We start from the raw sequence: 20,304 nt of genomic DNA, 5'->3' as shown, positions 1-20,304 counted from the left end.
CGGGGCATCCGTGATGGTCAGTCGCGGTTCGCGACCAAGCGACGACGGGCGACGAGCACACCGCCGACGACGAGCAGCAGCAGCGCGATGCCGCCGATTGCGAGCGGCAGCTCCGCACCGGTCGTGGCCAGCGCGTCCGAACCGGCCGCTCCGGACGCCGCCGCAGCCGCGATCGTGAACGTCGCCTCCACGGTCGATCCGTCCGGGAGGGTCACGACGATCGTGTGGGCTCCGGCCTCGAACGCCACAGGAATCGTCCAGCTCGCGGCCAGCGTGCCGTTGGCCGCGACCGTGAACGAGCCGAGGTCGACGGGGTCGGAGTGCACGACGACCGACACGCTGTCGCCGGGGGTGAACCCGGTGCCCGCGATCGTGATCTTCCCACCCTGCACGGCCTCTCCCGAGACCGTGACGCTCGGCTTCGCGGGGGCGACCACCGGAGCCTCGACGACGCTCACCGTGCGCTCGGCGGTCGCGGTGTTGCCCGCGGCATCCGTCGCCGTGTAGACGAGGTCGTAGGAACCGAGCACGTCCGTGTCGACCGAGCCCTCGACCTCGAGCGACGCGGAGACGTCGCCGTCGCGCTCATCGGTGGCGGTGACGCCGGCGAGGGCGTCGAACTTCTCGCCCTGCACGACCTCCGACTCCGCCGGGAAGGCGATCTCCGGAGCGGTGACGTCGTCGCGCACGAGGGTGACCTCGTCGACGACGCTGTTCACGGGCGACGCCGTGCCGTTGGCCTGGCTGCGGAGCGTCGTGACGGTGATGGAGTCGTCGGTGACCTCGACGTGCGAGTAGTTGCGCACCTTCTCCTGGTTGATGACCGATCCGTACCAGGCGTCGGGCGCCTTCACGTCGTAGTACTTCGAACCGCTGGCGGAGTTCGCGGTGACGTACAGCACCTCGCCCTCACCGGCCGAGACCTCGGCCTGGCCGGGCACCTCGGTCGCGTCGGCGAGCTCGCCGTCCTTGATCAGGTACGTGCGGGTGTAGCTGTGGTCGTGGCCCTGGAGCACGAGGTCGAAGCCGAGGTCCGAGATCGCAGTCGGCAGCGCGTTGCGCAGACGCTCGATCTGGGTGTCGTACACGTGCGAGGCGACCGAGTAGATCGAGTGGTGGAAGGCGAGCACCTGCCACTTGGCGTCGGCACCGTGCTCGGCGACGACCTTCTCCATGAAGTCGATGTGACTCTGGTCGTCGTTGCTGTTCGTGTTGAGGACGACGTAGAGCACGTCCTTGTACATGAACCAGTAGTCGCCGCCGGACGAGGTACCGCTGGTCGCGGAGCCCGCCGTCTCGTCGAGGTTCGGCACGGTGTAGTGCTGCGCGTAGGCCTTCGAGCCCACGTCGTGGTTGCCGTTGACCGGCACGGTGGGGATGCTGGAGAGCTGCTCCGGCGCGAGGTAGTAGCCGTACTCGGTCTCGCTGGATGCCGTGTTGACCTGGTCACCGGCCGAGAAGAGCAGCTCGCTGTCGGGGTAGGTCTGCTCGGCGATGTCGAGCGTGTCGGCCCAGCCCTGTCCGTCGCGCTCCGCGTTGCCGGAGGCGCCGATCTGCGGGTCGCCGAAGAAGAGGAAGCCGTAGTCGCCCGAGAACGATGCGGTCGAGAACGACTTCACGTCCGACCAGCCGCCCGCTTCGGATCCCACGCGGTACAGGTAGGTGGTGTTCTCGGCGAGCCCCTGGAGGGCGGCGCGACGGTTGTACTCGTTGCTGCTCGTCAGGCCGCCGGTGGCCGGGACGGTCGTGATGCCGGATGCCGGGAACGAGGTCGCGTCGGTGCCGGGCGCGTACTGCAGCGACTGCGCGGTGTCGACGTTCGTGTACCAGGTCACGTTGCGGGTCGACTCGTCGGCGCCGATCGTGAGGACCACGTCGTCGTACGAAGCGACCGGCTCCACGCCCGCGATCATCGGGGTGAGGCTCTGGAAGTCGAAGTAGATGTCCGAGCTCGTGATGCGGTCCTGGTAGAGCGCGACGGCGATCGTGTTCTCACCGGCGACGAGGTCGTCGGCGTCGATCGTGAAGGTCGAGGTGACGGGGTCGCCGCCACTGTTCCCCGCGTACATGAGGTTGCGCTGCGCTTCGGGCGCCGCTTCGACCTTCTCGTCGACGAATCCGGCGACCTTCTCGCCGTTCACGAAGACCTGCACGGCGTCGTCGTAGGTGAGAGTTGCCGAGAGACCGTCGATGGCCTCCAGCTGCTTGGCGTCGATGTCGACCGCCGTGCGGAAGTGGAAGGTCGGGACGTCGTCCGTCGTGCCGGCGATGTACTGGTTCAGCAGGGTGTTGATGGGGAAGCCCGAGCCGATTCCGGTTGGCTGGCCGTTCTTCGCGCCGAACGCGCCGGCCGCGGTCTTCCACGCGGAGTCATCGAAGCCAGCCTGCGTCCAGACCAGACGATCGGGGGACCCGGCGGCGGGGTCGGTGTTGTCGTCGGAGTAGTGCCACGTGGTCGCGGCCGTGCTCAGGAAGGTGTCGGGCAGCTCTGCCGCGGTGGCGGCAGAGCCCCCGAGCGCGACGACGGCGCCGGAGGCCAACGTCGCGGCGAGGATCGCGGCGCAGACGCGCCGACGGGCGGGGGACGGAACAGACATGCGGAAGGGCACTCCTTGAAGAGTCTCGAGAGGGGGTGTCCGGTCAGGCTAGGGATGCCGCGGGCCCTGCTCCTGTCCACGCGGCATCCGTTCGGTGAACACCGAACAGACGGAGGGTTTCCGGGCGCGTCGGCGCCGATATTCTTGTCCGATCTCACAACAGTTGTCAGTTGGTGAGACACAGAACCCGCGAGTTTCCGGGACCGCATAAGCCGGCACATGAAGCGATTTGTCTCATGACACTTGTCAGAATTTCGGCCACGAAGACGATCGACAATCCTTGCCTACTCACGGGCCCTTGGAGCCAGTCACCTCTAGCAGTGTGGGTTGCCGCTGCGCGAGAGATAGCCAAGGCTGTGGATCGCGAGGCTTGGCGGCGTGCTTCTGTGAGCGTTCACTGGACGTCGGAGCGTGCGCGGCTCTCAGACTGAGGTCGTGATGACGAGTTTGCCCTGAACGCTCACTCGCCGGGTTCGGAACACACTGCGCCTACTCGCTTCGTCGAAGTGGCGCTGCGGGGTATCCGTGCCGCAGCGGGGCAAAACGTGACCCCCTGGCAACACCGTCGTAGACAAGCGCTCAGCTTGAACGCGTCTAGACCTCATCCCCGCCTCGTCGACGCCGCTAGCGAAGCGCTCCTCGTCGGCCACTACTGGCTCGGCGAAGATGGGCCAGGATGGCGACGACGCCGAACTCGTAGCGTGCATCAAAGTCTGCAGAGAACACCTCTGAGTGGAGGCGGTGAAGAGTCGGGAAGGTGCTGGCGGGCAGAGGCTCTTCCGAGGCGTGAGCTTGCGCGGCCTGTTGTTCTTGAGTGATCCCGAGCAAGAAGTAGAACAATGCCCACATGCCGCGCACACTCTCTGTGTCAGGCACGCCCGCCATGACGAGTGCGGCGACAAGCTTCTCAGCGAACTGCCGTGTGTGCTCCTCGAAAGGAGTGTTTCCCGCGGTCAATCGGGCACCGTCGCGGTACATCAGCAGGGTCGATCGGTATCGGCGGAGGGCCTCCTCGACCCGCTGAAACCCGTCGGTGGGTAGGCCGTCCAGCGAGAGGTTGGCTAACACCGCGTCTGACATCAGACCAAGCAGGTGCGCTTTGGTCCCGACCTGGAACGACACCGTGTTCACATTGACCCGCATGCGTCTGGCTACTTCGCGGATGGTGACCGCGTCGAGTCCATCTTCGTTCAGAAGTTCCAGTGCGGCATTGATCACGTCCTCACGGCTGTGTCTGCGTGATGGCACAGTCTGCTCCTTGGTTGGTGTAGATCAGCTACTTGAATTAGGGTAACCTAATCAAGTTAGTGTTAGGGTCCCCTAATCAAGTGCTCTACTGAAGCTGCCTGCCAAGAAAGCTGAACTCCATGTCTTCAAACTGCCGCGGTGATGGCCGACTTGCCTTCGGATGGGATGCGCTCTTCCAGCCAAGGCGCAAACACAAATTGACGCTCATCGAGCGTCGTCTGATCACGAAGCGTGTGCTTCGTGTGACGCTGGGCGGGTTTGGTCTCGAAGGCTTCCGCTACCAAGGTGGGGATCAGCGTTGCACACTGCTGATCCCCTGGCCTGAGGAAGAAGCCTGGCGGTACATCGCGCCAATGCCCACAGACCCGTGGAGCGTTGCCACTCATTGGGGGTTCGCCGCTGCACTCAGCCGTCCGCTCCGTCGCCGACTAACGGTCAGCGGGTATCGCTCGCACGCGCTCGAGATCGACTTCGACATCCTTATCCACGGCGAGAGTCCGCTTGGCACCTGGGCGGGAGGTGCACCACTCGGCTCCGTAGTCGATGTCATCGACAATGGTCGCCGTTACCATGTCCCTACCCAAACCCGGTGGCAGTTGCTTATCGCTGACGAGGCTGGCGCCTCCGCAGCTCTCGCTGTTGCGGCAGAGACCCCGCCATCGGTGCCAACAACGCTCTATGTTCCTCGCGTGGAGGTAGCGGCAGCAGAGCAAGGGCCTGGAGATCACGTCTCGGTCATCTCTGTTCCGATGGGTGGCGAGCAGCGAGCGTCCGGCGAGGAGTTCGCAGCGAGCGTGCTCGCTGGCGGACTCCCGCGTGTTCCTGACCTGGTCGGCATCGCCGGGGAACGCTCTTTCGCACACACGCTCGTTACGCGCCTACGCCGGGCCGGCGTGCCGCGCGGTGCTATCCACGCGGGGAGCTATTGGAAACATCAATAGCGCTTGGCCATCCTCCCTTCGCTGCGGATCGACGCGGTTCACCGAGGGCCTCGTCGATGCTGCAGACACCCGTTCGACAGCCGAAGGGGGCTCGGACGATCTGCATGGCCTCACAGCGTGCTCGGCGCGTTGACCGAGAGCCTCGACCTTCACGCATCTCAGATTACGAAAGAAAACATGCTTAACACGGACACTCTGCCCATACCTGCTCGTCTGCGGCGGGTGCGTGTTCGCCCGTCAGCGTTGCTAGTACTGATTGGCGTCCTTCTTGTTGCGGGCAACCTTCGCGCGGCCATCACCACGGTCGGGCCGGTTCTCCCTGAGATCGCGCGCTCCACCCAGATCAGTGCTCTGCTCTCATCGGCCCTGATCAGCCTGCCGCTGGTGTCGTTCGCGGTAGTGTCGCCCATCGCTCCGCGCATTGCACATCGCCTCGGGCTCGAACGTACGATCGGCGTCAGTCTGCTCCTGCTCGCGGCGGGGCTCATCATTCGTTCGACTCCGCCGTTACTGCTCCTGTGGATAGGGACGATCATCATCGGGGTTTCCATCGCGATTCTCAACGTCGTTCTTCCAGCTCTCATTAAACGTGACTTCCCCGACAAGATCGCGCAAGTCACGGGCGGTTACTCTGCCGTGCAAGCGACGTTCGCCGCTGTAGCAGCGGGAGTTGCAGCTCCGCTCGCTGGGGTGACTGCGCTCGGATGGAGACTCCCTCTGGGCATGTGGGCCGGGCTCGCGATTCTCAGCCTCGGCATCTTCGCACCGCAGTTGCGCAGGCGAACCGTGCTCACCCCGGTCGAGGAAGACATCACGCTCGAGCTTCCGAAAACTCATCACGCTGCGTGGCGTTCGCCTTGGTCGAGCCTGCTTGGTTGGCAAGTGACCTTGTTCATGGGTCTACAGTCGCTGATCTTCTACAGCCTCATCACCTGGTTGCCCTCCATCGAGGCCGACGCGGGCATCCCGGCCTCCGAGATCAATGTCCACCAGTTTGTCCTGAACGCGCTCGGCGTGTTTGCCAGTCTCGTCTGCTCCGTCGTTATCCCCAGAATGCGAGACCAGCGTCTACTCGCGGTCGTAGGCCCGTTGCTCATCGCCGCCGGGCTCATTGGGATCTCTGCTGTTCCGCAGTTTGCCACTATGTGGGTCTGCATGCTGGGGTTCGCCGCGGGGGTGAATGTCGTCCTTGCGCTATCTTTCTTCGGGCTGCGCACCATGCACCATGGCCAAGCTGCGAGCCTGTCAGGGATGGCACAGACCCTCGGCTATCTCATCGCAGCCGCTGGCCCACTTGCTTTCGGTGCTCTCCATGACGCAACTGGTGGCTGGACAGCCATAGTGGCGGGGTTGGTCGTCATCGGCTTCATCCTCGCCATCCTCGGATACCTCAGCGGAAGAAGACGGTTTATCGGAAACAAAATCCGGACACCGCACTGAACTAGCGCCTATTCCCCCGTGCCTATGGGGTGCGTTGGCTCGCGCAGTTTGGTGCCCGGCGAGCCTCAGTCGACTGTGACATGAGGATGCCGGAGGGGTACCACGGGAGGTAGTGCACGGTACCGCAGTGAGATGTCGAGCGAACAGGCAGAGAACAGGATTGATGACATGATCACCAGTCACCACCTCACCAAAAGGTACGGCGAGAAGACCGTCGTCGATAACCTCACCTTCACCGTTCGTCCGGGCGTCGTCACGGGCTTCCTCGGGCCTAACGGGGCGGGCAAATCCACCACTATGCGCATGCTCGTCGGTCTCGACCGACCCACAGATGGTCGTATCACCGTCGGCGGACGCCGGTATCAAGACCTTCCCGACCCAATTCGCCACCTTGGCGTGATGCTCGACGCGAGGGCGGTGAATCCCGGGCGCACCGCCCTCAACCATCTCCTCGTCGTCGCCGAGACACATAACATCGCCCGCGCAAGGGCAATCGAGGTCCTCGAGATGGTGGGCCTCGGAGCCGTCGCAAACAAACGAGCGGGTGGGTTCTCGTTGGGCATGAGCCAACGGCTCGGCATCGCCACGGCTCTTCTGGGGGACCCGGCCACTCTCGTGCTCGACGAACCGGTGAACGGCCTCGATCCAGATGGGGTGCTCTGGCTCCGTCATCTCCTGGTACGACTTGCCGCTGAGGGGCGAACCGTATTTCTTTCCTCACATCTAATGAGCGAGCTCTCCTTGATCGCGAAGGACCTCGTCGTGATCGGGCAAGGCCGCCTGCTCGCGGCGGGAACCGTCGAAGATGTCATCGAGTCAGTGGCGCCGGAGACCACACGCGTCGTGAGTCCTGATGCGTCGCGTCTCGCTGATGTGATCCAACGATCCGGGGTCGAGGTTCGACGGTCAGGCGAGGACACTCTCTTCATCAGCGGCTTCTCGGCTCGGGAAGTCGGCCATATCGCGGCAGGTCAGGGAGCCACGCTGTACGCCCTATCCGCAGAAAGGGCGTCACTCGAGGAGGCATTCATGCAGATCACCCGAAACGCGGTCGAGTACTCGTCCCAGGAGGAGGCCGCAGCATGATGACCGCAGTCACCGTCCCAACCTTTTCCGCAGCGCGTGACCGCGAGCGCATCACCGGCGTCGGACTGCTGCGGTCTGAATGGCGCAAACTATGGACAATTCGATCGCTCTGGGTGACGTTGGCGGCCGCCTTCGCGCTGACGATCGGGCTCTGTTCCTACATGATCATCGACGGCACGACCCTGGGAGGTGCCGACGCAGGACACATCCCGTTCGGCTGGACAGGTATCTATCCGGCCGGAATGCTTGTGCTTGTCGTTTTTGGCGTACTCAGCGTTTCCACCGAATATGCAAGCGGCTCGATCCGCACGAGTCTGACCACCGCGCCCCGCCGCACAGGCGTGATGCTTGCGAAAGCTGCAGTCGTCACCGGGATCTCCACAATCCTCGCCTTCGCCACCACCGTCCTCCTCTATCTGCTGCTCCAGGCGATGGGGACGGTTCCATCGGCCGTGGGGATGTCTCTCTTCGCTCCGGAGATGTGGTGGGGAGTGCTTGGCGGCACGCTCATGTTGCCTTACGGGGCTTTGTTCGGCGTGCTGCTGGGGTGGCTATTGCGCAACGCTGCGGGAGCGATCTGCCTGTACTTCGGCCTGTTCCAAATGGGACCCCAAATCCTGCCGGCGTTCCTCCCCGAGCCCTTGTCCAGCATTACCGACTACATGCCGCTTGCAGCGATCAACATCATGCGATCCGGTGGGATGAGCACGGAACCATACGGGGCCGCTACGGCGATCATCATCCTCTTGACGTGGTTGACTGCCCTCGGCGGCCTGGCATGGTGGCGCTTGAAGAAGTTCGACGGCTAAGCGGAGGGTGAGCGTGACACGACGAGAGGGACTACGTGCCTTCGACACTGCGCATCCTCTGGTTTGGGACGCTGCGCTCACCATCCTGATTGCCCTCGCATGTACGAGCGCCTCGGCGGGTCTGTCACCCGCCGGGGCGCCGTTCCTGTTCGCCGCCTGCGGCGCTGTCGCCTTTCGTCGCCGGGCTCCGTTCGCCGCCCTCGTCGTGGCAACCGCCGCGCTCACCATTGGCGGCGTGGCGAGTGCACTCATCGGGGAGCCTTCGCCCTGGGGGTACCTCGCGATCTGGGTCCTCCTGTACCACGTAGGGCTAAGGCGGTCTGGCGCGCTCGCGGCTAGCGCGGCGCTGATCGGTATCTTGGCTCTCGTCGCGTTCGCGGGCGCAGCCTCGCCCGGGATGCTCGCGCTCGGTGAACGGGGCGCGGCAATGCTGCCAGTTGTCGCGATGAGCGCGGCCACGCTCCTTGCGGGAAGGCAGTTGCGCAGTACCCGGGAGGCGCAACAGCGGCGCCGCGCTGACGTCGCGCGAGAAGCCGCGGCAGAAGAACGGTCGCGGATCTCTCGCGAGATGCACGACCTCATCGGGCACGACCTATCTGTCATCGCGTCTTTGGCCGCGGGTGGACAGAACGTCTTGCGGTCGTCGCCAAACGAAGCGGAACGCACCTTCGCCGCCATAGGCCAGGTGAGCCGGGCATCAGTCAGTCAACTACGGCAAGTCCTTCGGCTTCTGCGCTCAGGCGATAGTGATGCTCCCGCCCCACTGTCGCCTCAACCGGACCTCTCTCGCCTGAGCGCCTTGATCGACACGGTGCGAAGCGCAGGTCTCCAAATCGATGACGAACGTCGCGGCGACCTCCATAGGTTGCCGCGAGCTCACCAGTTGGCGGTGTATCGCATCATCCAGGAGGCGCTCACGAACTCGCTGCGTCACGGCGGAGAAGGCACCGCCGTCAGGGTGCGTGTCGTCGTTAGCGCTCAAGAAGTGGTTGTATCAATCGCGGACCGCGGCGCCGTGCCTGGCGCAGGTCAACCCGCGGTGTCGACCGATGGCCACGGTCTCGTCGGCATGAGGGAACGTGTCGACGCGCTCGGGGGCGTGTTCCACGCAGGTGCGACCGCCGCCGGCTGGCTGGTCAGAGCGGTGATCCCGAACGAGGGCGGTGAATTCGATGAAAGTACTTCTCGTTGATGACCAAGCGCTGCACCGGATGGGCATGCGGATGTTCCTCACCGGGCAAGACGGGCTCGAGGTCGTGGGTGAGGCGGTGGATGGTGCGGATGCGGTCCGCCAAGCGCTCCGTCTGCGTCCCGACATTGTCGTCATGGACGTACGGATGCCCGGTATGGATGGGATCGAGGCGACCAGACAGATCGTCGCGGATGTTCCCGAGGCCCGGGTGCTTCTCCTAACGACCTTCGATCTCGACGAGTATGTGATCGAGGGGCTGGAAGCCGGAGCGAGCGGATTCCTGACGAAAGACTCGGAGCCTGGCGATATCCTTTCGGCCATCCGCTCCGTAGCGGCAGGTGATGCCGTGATCGCACCGAGTGCGACAAGGCGCCTGCTCTCGCGCTTGGCGGGTGGGCTATCCCAACAGGAGCCACAGAACTTGTCAGCAAAAGCCGCCACTACGCGGCTGAGCGCCCGTGAGCATGAGATCTTCGTCGAGATCGCGCGCGGAGCTACGAACTCCGAGATCGCTGCGACGCTGCACCTCGCGGAATCGACCGTGAAGAGCAACGTAGGACGGATTTTCAACAAGATCGGCGCCCGCGACCGCGTCCAGGCGGTGATTCTGGCGTTTCACGCGGGGCTCGCACCTGGCTCCGCTAAGCACTAGCCCGCATCCTCGTCTCCGCCGCGAGTACGTGACCCATCCCAGAAAGGAACTATCCACATGCGATTCCGTCCTCGCGACAGGCAGAACGATATCCACGGTCGAGACCGCAAGCATCACCGAGATCGTCATCAGCGAACAAATATCCCGGTAGGGCGGGCACGTGAATGGCTCTCGTCTTATGTGTACGGGAACATCACCGTTTTGAGCGCCGCCATCGCAGTGGGTCCCGAGCAGATTCGCCATGGGGCAGCAGTTGGTGCGGTGCTGGCCACCGGCTTTCTGACATTCCTTGCTCACGTACTCGCACACGTCGTCTCCCACGGTCTCGGGCAGGGTGTCGACGAATCGGAGCATCCAGCTAGTCGCGAGGTCGTGCGCGAGGTACTCGCGACGGCCCGCCCCATTGCGACGGCAGCACTGATCCCAGCCGCGCTTTACCTTGTGGCGTGGCTGGGATGGGTGCCACCTATATGGGTGCAGACATCCTCGATCCTCATCCTCGCCGTACGCATCGGGTTCGTCGGACTGTTCATGCAGCGGTTCAGTGGTGTGGCTCTCACGCTTAGGGCTCTCTGGGCTGGCGTGGCTCTGGCTTTTGTTGCTCTAGCAATAGGCATCGTGAAGGTGCTACTTACGCACTAGCTGCCGGTGAGATTCGTGAACGGATCTCACCCCATGTTTTGCTCCGAGTACTGCCACGCCGCCGACACCATCCGGGACGCCGCGATCGCCCAGCTGAGGTCGGAAAGCATCGTTCACGGTCCTCGCCCCCTTTCGGTGACGAGGACCGGGTTGCGCAGCGCTTTTCTGTTCGGATCCCGGATAGATCGCGCCGTTCGCGTTGCCGACAGTTATGGATGCAACGCCGCGTCCCTAGAGCTGAATAGCGCCGCACGAAGAACTCGGGTGCTGGACTCAGTGAGAGCTGTCCGTCCGGGTCGTCCAGCGGATGTGTCGAGATAACCCCACGGCGATCGCGGTTGCGACAGCGAACGCGCCAAGCATCACAATGATGTACATGTTCACCCCGGCTGCCGACGGTCCCGAGCTGTCAGGAATCGTGGTGGCGCTCAGGATACTCCCACCGACGATGTTCATCACGACAGACCCGACGCCGAGCATCACCTGCACGAGCGAAGCGACGACGCCCTGTCTCTCCTCCGGCACGAGCGTGGTCGCGAGGTTGAAGCCGGAGGTGACGAGCGCTCCGGCAGTCAGTCCGAGCAGGCCGGCGCAGATGGCCGCGGGGAGGAAGGACCCAGTGGACAAGAGGAGGCCGAAACCCGATCCCAGGCCGATGAAGGCACCGCCGGCGAGCGTGCGTGCAGGGCCGATGCGGGCGCCGAGCCAGCCGGCAAAGATTCCTCCGATCGCCGCGCCCAGTGCGGGGAGCGCGAACATGAAACCGAGTGAGCTCGATTCTCCGGCGAGACCGTAGCCGAGGCCGGCCTCGGGCGGCGTCTGTCCGATCAGGCCCATCAGCTGCAGCAGCGCTTGGTATGCCCCGGTGCCGAGCACGACGACCAAGAGCATCGCAACCATCGGCCGCGTCAGCCGGCGCAGATCGACCACAGGTTGTGGGGTGCGCAGTGCAGAGAACACCCAGGCCGTCAGAAGCGTGACGCCGATCAGAAGTATGACCACCAGTCCGGCGTTCGTCCATCCTGCGGTGGGCCCCAGGCTGATGTAGGCCAGAACACCTGCGAGACCCAACCCGAGCAGTATGGCGCCAAGCACATCGAGTCGACTGCGAGCATGAACGGGCGACTCGGGCAGGAACACGCGCACCGAGATCGCCGCTACGAACGCGAGGGTAGCGGACACGACGAACACCGCGCGGAAGTCGAATGCCTTGACGACCGCTTCGAAGAGGAAGGGCGACGCGATTCCAAGGATCGCCGAGCCGGAGGTGACGATACCGACGGACGTCATGCCGACCCGGGTGGGGAACATTTGTCGGATGTAAACGACGGTGATGAAGACCGAGCCCACCGCCGTGCCCTGGATGACACGACCGAGCAAAAAGATCCCGATGTTCGGAGCGACGAGGCAGATGAGAGCGCCGACACCGCCGGCGAGCAGCGCGAGCACGAGGACGCGGCGCTTGCCGTAGATATCGGCGCTCTTGCCCAAGAGCGGTGCCCACATCGCCCCCGCCAGAACGGCGCTCGCGTTGAGCCAGGCGCTCTGATCCGTGCCGAAGAACTCGGCCATCTGCGGCAGCACGAGCAAGGGAGCGACGATCACGGTGTCGACAAGGGTGTTCGCGACGATGAGGATCGCGACCCACCAGACGAGGCGTCCGCTCCATCCATCGTGTTCTCGTTCGTTGAGGCGTATCGCACTGGCGGGATTCTGTGTCATGGCTCACTCCGGGAGTAGGCGCGACAGGACGTCGCGAATGTTCTGGACATTGTGGGAGTGCGATGTTGCCACCGGTAGGCGACGCAGGAAACAGTCGCACGAAGCCTGGTTGTTGAAGGAATGTTCGCTCGAGGAGCCGATGATGAATGAAACGACTAACATCGGCTGATGTCGCTCGGCGGCTGCAGCTCGCGGTTGCGCTGAGAGGCATCGGAAGACAAGGTGGCCTCATGACGGTTGATGACTTGCGTGCGCGGCGCCCCGGAGGGCGCACTCGACTTGTCACGGAGCGGTTGCGAGCGGCGGCGCTCGAGATCGTCGCCGAGAGCGGTATCGACGGTCTCCAATACGAGGAACTCGCTTCCCGCGCACAGGTCGGGCGCGCGACGGTCTATCGACGGTGGCCGAACCGCGACGATCTCTTCCGCGACGTACTTACACACTTCGCCGAGACAACTGTGCAGATCGAGAACACCGGCGATATCGTCCGTGACCTCACGACCTTCCTGCAATCCTTCGCCGAGGCGTCCATCACGCCTGCCGGTCGCGCGGTGCTCCAGATCCTCCTACGCCGCACCGATGGGAACGATGGGCTTCACCATGTGGGAGTAGAACTCCTGGATCGCCGCACCGGCGAACTGCAGCGACGTCTCGACCGGGCGACAGAGGCTGGACAGCTGCCCCCTGCGGAGGCCCCCTTTGTCAATATGATGCTCATCGGTCCCGTGCAGTGGTTCGTCCTGCGCCGAGAGCGCCCTTTCCTCCCTGAGGATGCGCAGGCGATCGTGGAACTCGTCGTCGCCGGTTTGTGGCGCGACCACGTCGATTGAGCGTCTGAACCTTCGCGAACCTCGTAGAACGGGCCGGTTCCCAGCGATTTGCGCGATACCCAATCAACTCCCGGCTTATCGAGATACAGTGTCTCATTAACGGGCGGGGTTGGCTCGCTCTGACGAAGGGACTCACCATGGTTGACACCGCGAGCTTCGGTTGGGACGGTCACGTCGCGCCCACACCGTTGGAGGAGTATTCGAAGCGCTACGCCGATTTCTTCGAGATGCGTCGAGAGGATGGCATCCTCGAACTGCGCCTCCACACCGACGGCGGCGAGTACGTGCACAACTGGGCAGCGCACAACGCGTGGAATCGGGTGTGGCAGGACGTCGGCAACGACCCCGAGAACCACGTTCTGATCATCACGGGAACCGGTGAGGCCTGGTTCCGGGGAGATCCCCGTCAGACCTGGCCCAAGCCGCTGGTCGACGAGACTCCGGACTACATCTTCCAGCAGACGATCGATGCGTGGAAGCTGATCGAGAACTTCGTGAACAACATCGACATCCCCACCATCGCGGTGGTGAACGGGCCGGGGATCCACACGGAGTTCGCGCTGATGTGCGACGTGACCCTCGCCGCCGAGGATGCAGACTTCATGGACCCGCATTTCATGGTCGGAACCTCGCCCGGCGACGGGCTCGCTCTCGCCCTGCAGCACTTGATGGGCACCAAGCGGGCAGCCTACGCCGTCTACGGCGGAACGAGCATCCCGGCCCGCAAAGCTCTGGAGTATGGTCTCGTCAGCGACGTGCTGCCCCGCGAAGACCTGCTCCCCAAGGCCTGGCAGCTCGCCCGCGACATCATGAAGCGCCCGCGGTTCGCACGGTGGTCGACGCACAACATCCTCAACCGGCCGTGGCGCAAGCTCGTGACCGAGGACTTCGGGTTCCACTTCTCGCAGCAGTCGCTGGCCACGGTCGCGGCGAAGACGCTCATCCCCGACCCCGAGCTGGTCGCGGACGCGCGCGAGCGTAAGATCTGGTGACCAGGATGGCGGGGGCTAGGGAAGCCGTCATCCGGACTGGCGCGGGAGTTACCGCGTTCCGTGTCGACGGTGCCGGGCCCCCGCTGTTCCTCCTCCATGGGCTCCAGGTCGGGCAGGAATTGTTCGACGAGCTTCGGGTGCACCTGAGATCAGCGTTCACGGTCATCACGTACGATCAGCGAGATCGTGGTAACACCGAGTTCGAACCGTCGACGTACACGACCGATGATCTCGCCGATGATCTCGCTGCGCTTGTCCAGGCACTCGGATATCCGCGCGCGCACGTTCTGGGCACATCGTTCGGGGGGATGGTGGCACAGGCCTTCGCTCTCCGTCACGCAGACCTCTTGGGTGGGCTCGTGCTCGGCGCGACCTCGCAGGCCCCGTTCCGCGCCAAGCGCACCGCTGGCCCTGTCGCCGATCTGCTCCTCGCGCTCGAGCGTGGCGACGAGGCGCGCGCCAGGGCCACCCTCGCGCACCTGGTGCCTGCCGCGACCTCTTCCGCGCCGACGGACGGGGCGCCAGTACGAGCGGATCGTGGTGATCGGTTGATGCGACGTTTCGCTGCCACGCGCGGGTTCGATACACGCGGCCGACTGGACGAGATCGACGCCCGCACGCTGGTCATCCATGGACGTGAAGACGCCGCGGTGCCCATGGCGGATGCCCTGTCGATGGTCGACGAGATCCGTCAGGCGGATGCACTGGTGCTTGCCGGCTGCGGGCACGCGTGGGAGAACGAGCACCCCGCTCGTGCCGCGTCGGCCATCACGGCCTTCCTCGGCGATACGTAATCTTCGCTGACGGCCCGGCGCTGCGTGAGGCCTAACGGTTAGCGCACGCGTCGTCCGCCGAGGATGACGGATCGGATGCGCCCGCGCAGCCCGCGGAGATCGTCGACTTCGCCGTTCACGACGACGAGGTCGGCGATCTTTCCCGGTGCGAGCGCACCGAGGTCGTCCTGCCGCAGCAATGCTGCAGAGTTCGCCGTGGCTGCGCGCCACGCATCCGCCGGCGTCATCGCAGACGCCTGTGTCATCAGCAACAGTTCGTCGAGGTTGCTGTCGGAGGGGTGGCCGTACGGCGGCGAATCTGTCCCCATGGCGACCTTGACGCCTGCGTCGACGGCTCGAGCGAAGCTCGCCCGGTGGGCGCCGACAGCCTCTCGGGCAAGGGCCTGACTTTCGGCGGGGATCGGCACGCCGCGGTCGGCGGCGTCCACGATCGCTTGGGTGGCGGACAGCGTCGGTACGAGCCACGCCCCGGTGCGGAGCAGGAGGTCGATCGCCTCGTCATCGAGGTGATACCCATGTTCGATCGACCGTGCTCCATGTCGCAAGGCGGCCTTGATCCCCTCCGTGCCCTGGGCGTGGGCGAAGAAGTATGTTCCCGCCGCGGCGACCTCTTCCGCAATCACGGCGAGCTCGTCATCGCGGAAGTGTGCGTGGCGGGGATCGTCGCCCGTCGACATGACTCCACCGGTGGTCGCCACCTTGATTGCGTCGGCACCTGCGCGCAGGATTTCCCGCACGCCGCGGCGCACGTCATCCACTCCATCGCGGACCGAGCGCGGTCGTCCCGGGTGTGGCATCATCATCGCCATCGAGCGGCTGCCGCCGGAGGGGAGATGCAGGTCGCCGTGACCGCCGGTCTGAGAGAGCATCACGATTGCGGTCTGCAGTCGTGGTCCTTCGATGAGGTTCTTCGCGATCGCGCGCTTCACGCCGGCATCAGCTCCGGCCGCGTCGCGCGCTGAGGTGATGCCCTGATCGAGGAGGAGCGAAAGGTTGCGTACCGCCTCGTAATAGGGGAGGGAGAAGGGCTCCTGTTCGCTCCGGGCCACGTCAAAGTCGCTCGCCATGATGTGGACATGGCAGTCGAAGAGTCCGGGGACGATGAAGGCTCCCGTGCAGTCGACCGCCTCATCGCCGTCAAGCCCTATCCCGACATCCACGATGCGGTCCCCGTGAATGGCCACATCGGCCTGCGCGGTCGTGACGCCGTCGAAGACGCGCCCTCCGGTGAAGACGGTACGTGTGTGCATGACTGCTGTTCCTCTCAACACTCGACAACGTTGACGGCGAGGCCGCCCAGCGCAGTCTCTTTGTATTTGTCGCTCATGTCCGCGCCGGTGTCGCGCATCGTCGCGATCACCTGGTCGAGCGAAACGCGGTGCTCTCCGTCGCCCCACAGCGCCATCCGTGCGGCATTGATGGCCTTCGATGCCGCGATCGCATTGCGTTCGATGCAGGGAACCTGCACCAGCCCGCCGATTGGGTCGCAGGTGAGGCCGAGGTTGTGCTCCATGGCGATCTCGGCGGCATTCTCCACCTGGCGTGGCGTGCCGCCGAGAATCTCGGCCAGCCCCGCCGCGGCCATCGACGACGCCGACCCGACCTCGCCTTGGCATCCGACCTCGGCGCCGGAGATCGAGGCGTTCGTCTTATAGAGCGAGCCGACCGCGGCCGCAGTGAGCAGGAATCTCTCGATAACGTCCTCGCGCACCCCTTCGCCGTCGGACGCCGCGGCGGGGGTGTAGTGCAGGGCGTAGTACAGCACCGCCGGAACAATGCCTGCCGCGCCGTTCGTCGGTGCCGTCACCACGCGCCCACCGCTCGCGTTTTCCTCGTTGACGGCGAGTGCGATGAGGTTCACACGCTGCTGCCAGTGTTCGTGACCGTGATCGGGATCCTCCGCGGCCAGACGCGCCGCCCACGCACCCGCCCGCCGCCGAACCTTCAGGCCGCCGGGGAGCACGCCGTCGCGCCCGATCGATGACCGCACGCTCGACTCCATCACGTCCCAGATGTGACGCAGGCCCGCATGGATTTCATCGTCAGGCCGCCGAGCGCGCTCGTTCTCACGCATCACCTCGCTTACGGCGAGTCCTGTCTCCTCGCACCTGGCCAGGAGTTCTGCCCCGGAAGAAAACGGCAACGGGAGGACGTCTCCCGCAGTCGACGCCGAGCCCGGTTCCTCGCCTTCGCGGACGATGAACCCGCCACCCACCGAGAAGTAGGTTTCTGTCGCGAGCGCGGTACCGGTCGCATCGACCGCGGTGAACGACAACGCATTGGTGTGGCGGGGGTGAACAGTCAAGGGGCGGAGGACGAAGTCTTCGACTGCGCAAGGAACGGGATGCTGTCCGCCGAGCGCGACAGTTCCGGTACGTGTAATTTCGTCGAGCCGTGCCGCGACCTCGTCGGGGGTGATCTCGTCGGAGCGCGCTCCCGTCAGCCCCAGCAGCACGGCGGTGAAGGTGCCGTGCCCGGCGCCAGTCGCGGCAAGTGAGCCAAAGATATCGACGCGCACTGTCGACACGCGCGGGAGCAGGTCCCGGACCTCGAGCGACGCGGCGAAGTCGGCGGCGGCCTTCATCGGGCCGACGGTGTGTGAACTCGAGGGCCCGATCCCGACCGTGAAGAGGTCGAAGACTCCGACAGTCGGCTGCGTATGCGTCATACGACATACGCTAGGCAGCTGGTACGGCAGCCGCCTTGATTAGAGGCTTCCCTGCGAAACCGATGATTCTCACGCAGAATCTAGATCAGCATGGGAATCATGGTGTCAGTTGCAAGCCCGCCGGTACCGAGGTAGCGGCCCTCTTTCTTGAGGCTCTGCAAGACCACCGATCGGTCGGCGATCGACACACCAGGCACCCCTTCCTCGATTGCCACCTCGAGTCGTTGAACGTCGGCGAGTGCGCGCATCCACACCGACAGCACCAGGTTGTACGGGCCGATCGTCGATGCCGCCATGCGTACTTCTCCGAGCCTCGTCATGGCAGAGCCCACGCGCTCGGCGACGCCCGCCGGGACCCGTAGGAAGTACCACGCGTGCACCGGCCAGCCGGAGTGAGCGCGAGCAACTTCGGTGCGAACCACCAGGCGCCCCTGTGCGCTGAGGGTAGTGAGCGCTTCGCGTACGCGTCGTTGCCCGACCCCTAGCTCTCTAGCAATGTTCGTCACTGTGGCGCGCCCGTCCTGCCCGAGCGCGTGCAGGAGGGCGTTTTCCAGTTGCGGGTCGACCTCGCCTCGCGCGGCGGTCGGCACATCGAGGGTGCGCTCGACGGCAGACGTCTCATCGGTTGACAAGGAACGCAGCCGCCATTGCCCGGCGTCTGTGAACGGGGAGGACAGGAGCAATGTGCGTGTCGCGCGCACGCCCGAGAGCCGACGCATCCTCCCCATGATGTATTCGCTCAGCGAGTCGAGATCGCTCGCGCCCACGATGGCCAGCAGGTCTCGCCCTCCTGCGGTGTGGTCGATCGTGAAGGCCTCGCGGTCGGCGGCGAGGGAGTGTGCGATCTCGAGAGTGGCGCCGGGTTCGGCTTCAATTTCGAGGATCGCTGACGGCCCCCGTGTTCCGGGGCCTGGATGGCCGGCCACCCAGGCGAGTCCGTGGTCGGACAGTCGTTCCCAGCGGCGGGCCAACGTTACCGAGTCGACGCCGATGATGGGCGCGAGGGAAGCCCATCGGGCGCGGGGGTTGATCTGCAGTGCTTGGATCAGTCTCTTATCGGTCTCGTCGAGACTCGCTAACTGCGTAGAACGGTCAACCTTGTTCATAAAGCTGCATTCTACGTGCCTTCCTCGTCCTCGTGGGTGAACATAACCCATCGCATCGGATCGACAAAGGAGCAATTCGTGTCGCAGAGTCTCGTTCGTGGGCGCCCGGCAATAGGTGTCGTCGGGTTTCTCGTCGTCATGGAATTTGGCAGCGGCGCGCTGCAGGGTTGGTTCTCGCCCTTGCTCGCTGCGATCGGCCAGCAGTTCGGGGTCGGCGCCGGTGCACTGAACTGGGTGAGCGCGATGTACATGCTCATGACCGTCGCCTGCGTTCCCATCCTGGCCAAACTCGGCGATATGTTCGGGCATAAGCGGTTGCTGGTCATTGCGACGGGGCTCGTCGCCGTGGGATCTATCGTCGTTGCCTTCGCACCCACATTCGAGGTATTCCTCCTCGGGCGAGCGCTACAGGCACCGCTGGCGGCGTTCCTACCCCTGGAGTTCGCGATCGTCCGCGCCAGAGACGAGCGATCAGCGAGCCGAAGTATCGGAGTGCTCGTCGGCGCGCTCACCCTCGGCGCCGCGATCGGCTCCCTCATGTCCGGCCTGCTCTTCGGTGCGACCGGCGAACTCACGATCGTATTGTTGGTTCCCGCGGTGTTCATCGCCCTGTGCGTACCTGTTGTTGTGTTGCTCGTGCCCGAGACCACGGTGCGAAAGCGCGGGCGCGTCGACATCGTCGGAGCCGTCCTGCTGACAATTGGGCTGCTCGCGATACTGACAGGAGTGTCGAACGCCAGCACCTGGGGATGGGGAGACGCGCGTACCCTCGCCCTGGCCCTCGGCGGCGCGGCGGTACTGGCGATTTGGGTCGTCGTGGAACGCCGGATCACCGATCCGCTGGTCGATCTCACGATGCTCACACGCGGGGGCATCGGACTGCCGATCATCGCCTCGCTGCTCTTCGGCGCTCAGACCTACGGCGGTCAAACAGCGAGCTTCCTCTGGCTCCTCGGCGACAGCGAGCGCGACGGCTACGGCCTCGGTATCCCACCCGCCGCCGCCGGTGCGATCATCGTGCTCTATGCGCTGGCCGCCTTTGTTGGCACGCTCCTCGGGGATCGGCTCGTGCGACGGATCTCCGCTCACCGCGCGATCGCTCTCGCTGGAGCGACCGCTGCCGTGAGTTTCGCTCTCATGATCGTCTTCGCCGGGGCGGCCGCGCTGTTTATCGCGTCAATGGCGCTCGGGGGCGTCTCCGCCGGTGTCCTACTTGCGGTTCTTCCCGCGGTTGTGGTTCGCAACGCTCCTGCGGACTCCGTGGGAATCGCCTCCGCACTCTTCAACACCGCGCGCACTGCGGCAGGAGCAGCTGCCGGGGCGGTGTTCGCGCTCGTTATGACGCTATTCGTTGCTACAGCTTCCGATAGTGGGGCGACCGTCTCCCGCTCCACCCCCACATCCTTCGTCGCGGTTTGGGCGATCTGCCTGGTGATCTCGCTCGCTCTTGCCGTTATCGGGCTGCGTGTCCGGGTCGCCCGCTCCGCAGGCCCGATCGACGACGCTTCCCACTCAGATGCCCCCGAACCGATTGAGGAACGATGACAGCTCTCCCATTTCTCCCTTTGCCAGCCGCGACTTCCGA

Annotated in this window: 17 protein-coding genes; 11 read left to right on the top strand and 6 right to left on the bottom strand. The window is 64.7% G+C overall.

Annotated elements, in window-relative coordinates; all coding sequences use genetic code 11:
• Positions 1–17: 17 nt before the first annotated feature.
• Together KV396_RS10040 and KV396_RS10035 are read right to left on the bottom strand one after the other, a co-directional pair.
• Positions 18–2,597, bottom strand: coding sequence for a fibronectin type III domain-containing protein (locus tag KV396_RS10040; RefSeq protein ID WP_247955628.1), 2,580 nt, complete (start codon positions 2,595–2,597; stop codon positions 18–20).
• A 624-nt stretch (positions 2,598–3,221) separates the two neighbouring features.
• Complete coding sequence (locus tag KV396_RS10035; protein WP_247955627.1) at positions 3,222–3,815, bottom strand: TetR/AcrR family transcriptional regulator C-terminal domain-containing protein; 594 nt, start codon at positions 3,813–3,815, stop codon at positions 3,222–3,224.
• Positions 3,816–3,964: 149 nt separating this feature from the next.
• Between KV396_RS10035 and KV396_RS16825 the strand changes: the two genes are divergently transcribed.
• The 7 genes from KV396_RS16825 (at position 3,965) to KV396_RS10000 (ending at position 10,607) form a co-directional block, all read left to right on the top strand.
• Entirely contained in the window at positions 3,965–4,786 is an 822-nt protein-coding gene (locus KV396_RS16825) for a siderophore-interacting protein (protein ID WP_407665504.1), read from the top strand.
• Between the two features lie 177 nt (positions 4,787–4,963).
• Positions 4,964–6,226 carry an MFS transporter gene (locus KV396_RS10025; RefSeq protein ID WP_247955625.1) on the top strand — a complete coding sequence of 421 codons (1,263 nt, stop codon included), beginning with the start codon at positions 4,964–4,966 and terminating at the stop codon, positions 6,224–6,226.
• Positions 6,227–6,394: 168 nt separating this feature from the next.
• Positions 6,395–7,312 carry an ATP-binding cassette domain-containing protein gene (locus KV396_RS10020; protein ID WP_247957580.1) on the top strand — a complete coding sequence of 306 codons (918 nt, stop codon included), beginning with the start codon at positions 6,395–6,397 and terminating at the stop codon, positions 7,310–7,312.
• Positions 7,309–8,121, top strand: a complete 813-nt coding sequence (locus tag KV396_RS10015; protein WP_247955624.1) for an ABC transporter permease — start codon at positions 7,309–7,311, stop codon at positions 8,119–8,121. Before KV396_RS10020 ends, KV396_RS10015 begins: the two co-directional genes overlap by 4 nt.
• 13 nt (positions 8,122–8,134) lie before the next feature.
• Positions 8,135–9,313, top strand: a complete 1,179-nt coding sequence (locus tag KV396_RS10010; protein WP_247955623.1) for a sensor histidine kinase — start codon at positions 8,135–8,137, stop codon at positions 9,311–9,313.
• A complete protein-coding gene (locus tag KV396_RS10005; RefSeq protein ID WP_247955622.1) occupies positions 9,294–9,965 on the top strand; it encodes a response regulator transcription factor in 672 nt (223 codons plus the stop codon). The genes KV396_RS10010 and KV396_RS10005 overlap by 20 nt, the downstream gene beginning before the upstream one ends.
• Positions 9,966–10,145: 180 nt before the next feature.
• Positions 10,146–10,607: a hypothetical protein gene (locus KV396_RS10000; protein WP_247955621.1), complete on the top strand. Its 462-nt coding sequence runs from the start codon at positions 10,146–10,148 to the stop codon at positions 10,605–10,607.
• Between the two features lie 273 nt (positions 10,608–10,880).
• Here the strand turns inward: KV396_RS10000 and KV396_RS09995 are convergent, their stop codons facing one another.
• A complete protein-coding gene (locus KV396_RS09995) occupies positions 10,881–12,329 on the bottom strand; it encodes an MFS transporter (protein WP_247955620.1) in 1,449 nt (482 codons plus the stop codon).
• A gap of 293 nt (positions 12,330–12,622) precedes the next feature.
• On the opposite strand from KV396_RS09995, the gene KV396_RS09990 reads away from it, so the two are divergent.
• The 3 genes from KV396_RS09990 to KV396_RS09980 all read left to right on the top strand — a co-directional run bounded on the left by KV396_RS09990 (position 12,623) and on the right by KV396_RS09980 (position 14,945).
• Positions 12,623–13,159: a TetR/AcrR family transcriptional regulator gene (locus KV396_RS09990; RefSeq protein WP_247955619.1), complete on the top strand. Its 537-nt coding sequence runs from the start codon at positions 12,623–12,625 to the stop codon at positions 13,157–13,159.
• 137 nt (positions 13,160–13,296) lie between these two features.
• Entirely contained in the window at positions 13,297–14,151 is an 855-nt protein-coding gene (locus tag KV396_RS09985; protein WP_247955618.1) for an enoyl-CoA hydratase/isomerase family protein, read from the top strand.
• A 5-nt stretch (positions 14,152–14,156) separates the two neighbouring features.
• Entirely contained in the window at positions 14,157–14,945 is a 789-nt protein-coding gene (locus KV396_RS09980; RefSeq protein ID WP_247957579.1) for an alpha/beta fold hydrolase, read from the top strand.
• Between the two features lie 38 nt (positions 14,946–14,983).
• On the opposite strand, the gene KV396_RS09975 is transcribed toward KV396_RS09980, so the two are convergent.
• From KV396_RS09975 to KV396_RS09965, 3 genes are all read right to left on the bottom strand, one after another.
• The gene (locus tag KV396_RS09975) at positions 14,984–16,129 is read right to left on the bottom strand and encodes a metal-dependent hydrolase family protein (protein ID WP_247955617.1); all 1,146 of its coding nucleotides are present in this window, start codon (positions 16,127–16,129) and stop codon (positions 14,984–14,986) included.
• Positions 16,130–16,209: 80 nt separating this feature from the next.
• On the bottom strand, positions 16,210–17,613 hold the full coding sequence (locus KV396_RS09970) for an L-serine ammonia-lyase (protein WP_247955616.1): 1,404 nt from the start codon (positions 17,611–17,613) through the stop codon (positions 16,210–16,212).
• An 80-nt stretch (positions 17,614–17,693) separates the two neighbouring features.
• Complete coding sequence (locus tag KV396_RS09965; RefSeq protein ID WP_247955615.1) at positions 17,694–18,719, bottom strand: Lrp/AsnC family transcriptional regulator; 1,026 nt, start codon at positions 18,717–18,719, stop codon at positions 17,694–17,696.
• A 78-nt stretch (positions 18,720–18,797) separates the two neighbouring features.
• On the opposite strand from KV396_RS09965, the gene KV396_RS09960 reads away from it, so the two are divergent.
• The gene (locus KV396_RS09960) at positions 18,798–20,264 is read left to right on the top strand and encodes an MFS transporter (RefSeq protein ID WP_247955614.1); all 1,467 of its coding nucleotides are present in this window, start codon (positions 18,798–18,800) and stop codon (positions 20,262–20,264) included.
• Positions 20,265–20,304: the final 40 nt, after the last annotated feature.

It is taken from the genome of Microbacterium galbinum (assembly GCF_023101185.1).
Classification (GTDB): Bacteria; Actinomycetota; Actinomycetes; order Actinomycetales; family Microbacteriaceae; genus Microbacterium; species Microbacterium galbinum.
This window is presented reverse-complemented; position numbering and strand designations above follow the sequence as displayed.